At 47.6% G+C, this 2,926-nt stretch carries 1 protein-coding gene; it reads left to right on the top strand.

Annotated elements, in window-relative coordinates; genetic code table 11:
- On the top strand, positions 1–2,904 hold a 2,904-nt coding region (locus tag LKK83_RS02720), incomplete at its 5' end, for a hypothetical protein (RefSeq protein ID WP_324629273.1).
- Positions 2,905–2,926 lie beyond the last annotated feature (22 nt).

The raw sequence follows: 2,926 nt of genomic DNA, 5'->3' as shown, positions 1-2,926 counted from the left end.
GTCAAGATTGGCGGACAAACAGCCAGCGTCACCAACACCAGTGGCAATCAATACGAAGCCACTTATACCCTGACGGAAAACGATACCGAAGGGGCATTGGGATTCAATATTAATTTCGCTGATGGTGCTGGAAACGCGGGAACGAGCGCCTCTACCACTGACTCGAGTAGTGTCACCTTCAACGCCACCCCCGAGTCGGTTGGGATCTCGTTCGGCAATAGTGACGTCATCACCAATCCGTTGAATTTGGGCTTTACTAAGCTGCAGGAGTCGCTCACCAACAGTTTAGGCAAACTGCCGGTCGTCGGTGAGAGCGTTCAAACCGCAGTTCCGAATTTTTTCAATAAAATTAAAAACCAGCTCAGCACCGGCTTATCGGCTTCGGAAACTTGGGATGCGGCGAAATTCAAACAGGCGATCCAAGACGCTCTGGGCCAAGATTTTGCCAACCTGACGGTCACCGAATCTGTAGGTGAAAACGGAGAACTGCAAGCGATCGTCAATGTCAGCAAAGAGTACAACCCCACGGTGGGGTTAAACGGTGATTTGGGATTGCCCGCTCTAAAGTTGAACGCACAGGGGGATGCCAATACTAAATTCAAGTACGATTTTTCCTTGGGATTGGGTCTCAACGACAAGGGTTTGTTCTTTGATACCAACAATACCAAGCTGACGCTTAATACTGAAGCCGGTTTAGCCGATAATTTTAAGGGGGAATCCGATGTTGGTTTGTTGCCACTGACTTTGGCAAACAACACGAATACCCCCACAAAACTGACCGGGGATTTTCAGTTGTCCCTACAAGATTTAACTGCCGATTTAGGCGGTGTCAACGATGGAAAACTGACCTTTAGCGAACTTGACAAAGGCACCTACAATCTTTCCGAGCTGATTGACACCACGTTAGATACGAAAGGAAAATTGGGGCTGAAGGCACGCACTAACCTTGGGGAGAGTGCGGCTATTCCCTCGTACAACTTCGACCTGAATGCCAACTTCCCGGAGCTAAACTACGATAACGGTCAGTGGAGTGGGCCGCAGGTTCCGAAATTAAACTTCAACAATATCCAGCTTGACTTAGGGAGTTTCGTCGCCGATTTTGCCCAACCGGTGATGTCTACCATCAACGATATTGTTAAACCCATCGAACCTCTCCTTACCGTCTTTAATGGCGATATTAAACCGCTGTCTCATTTTCAACCAGCCCGAGAATTTTTTGACCAAAATGAGGATGGCAAGGTGACGCTGCTCGAAATGGGGGCTGCTATCACTGGCAACGAAATCGATACTAGCTTTCTCGATTCTTTAGAGCAGATCGTCAAAGCCAATGGTCTGCTCACCGACCTCGCAGATACAGGGGGAAATATTACGATTGAGTTGGGTGACTACGAACTCGATTTCGATCCAACGAATCCGAATGCTGAGCTAAAAAACGCGAAGAAAACCCAAATAAAAACCACGGCATCTTCCTTGGAGCAGGCGAAGTCTAACAGCACAACCCAGGAATTGTTCGAGCTGTTTGGCAAAATGGACGGGTTAAGTTTGCCGATTTTTACGCCGAATAATTCGGTAGATTTGTTGCTGGGTAAAGAAGATGTCACGTTGTTTGCTTATCAACTTCCGAAGCTCGACTTTGAATTCGATCTAGGCAAGGAGTTTCCGATTTTCTCCATTCCGGTGGTGAATGTTGGCGTGAATGGGACGTTCGGAATCGACTTGGCAGCTACGTCGAATTTCGGGTTTGGGTTTGATACCTATGGACTGTCTGAATGGAAAAAGTCTGGTTCTTCGGATTATTCTAAGATTTTTGATGGGTTCTATGTGAGCGATCGCCAAAATGCCGATGGAACCGGAGATGACGTTCACGAACTCAAACTCACCGGCGGTGTCAACCTGGGAGGGGGCGTCAGTATTGCAGTAGCCAAAGCTTACCTGACTGGGGGACTTGAGGCCAATCTGAAGTTTGACTTGCTTGATGTGGGGGAAGGAGAGCCTAGCACTGCAACCTATGACAACGCCCGGGAAGGGATGCGTCAGGTACTTAGTGAGTATAGTTACTTGGGCGCTAATCCGGATATCGTAGATGACTTTACGATTTCCTCCAATAAGTATGATATGGACGTACAAGCTTACGAACAGATTCTCGACCCACTGCGCGATATCGTCAAACCGGAGCATGAAAATGCACTCGAAGACGAGATGTATCCGCAAATCAAAGCCATTATTGCCGAACTCGTAGCGGATGAAACTCCGGGAGTTGGAAAGGGAGATGGTAAAGTACGCGCCTCGGAAATTATTTCCCGAATTAGCAATCCCCTGAGTTTATTTGAAATTAATGGGGACGTGAAAGCAGTAATGGACTTTGTGGCCGAGTATTATGTGCCTTTCTCTTGGAACACCGCTTACGAAAAACGTCTAGCGGAAATGCAGCTCGCCGAGTTTCGAGTGTTCGGAACCTCGGCAACGAAAAAGAGCCAAGCGATCGATCCTTATATTAGTGGTGGGTTCGTCTTCTTTGATGCCAACTCGAATCGAGTGTTTGATGACAATGAGCCTTTTGCCTTAACCAATCCAGATGGCACTTTTGAATTAGATATTCAACTGGAACAATTCGATCTCAATCAAAATGGCACAATCGATTCAGCGGAAGGCCGGATTATTTTAAATGATGGGGTGGATGCTTCTACCTTCTTGCCTTTGGTGACACCGCTAACGTCGATCCCAGAGTCGGAGGTCGTCACGCCATTGACGACGATAATTGCCAAGTTGGTGGATCCCGGTCTCGATCCAGCCTCGGCAGAAAATCAGGTCAAAGCGGCGTTAGGATTGCCGGCAGAGGTTAACTTGAGTGTTAAACTAAGTAATTCTGTCACCAAAACTACTCGTCTTCAAAACCGGACTTGAGACTTTCACCTCATCCGGCTCC

This window comes from Phormidium sp. CCY1219, from assembly GCF_035615515.1.
In the GTDB taxonomy this organism is placed as follows: Bacteria; Cyanobacteriota; Cyanobacteriia; order Cyanobacteriales; family Laspinemataceae; genus CCY1219.
The sequence above is the reverse complement of the archived record's forward strand: the minus strand, read 5'-3'. Positions and strand labels throughout refer to the sequence as shown.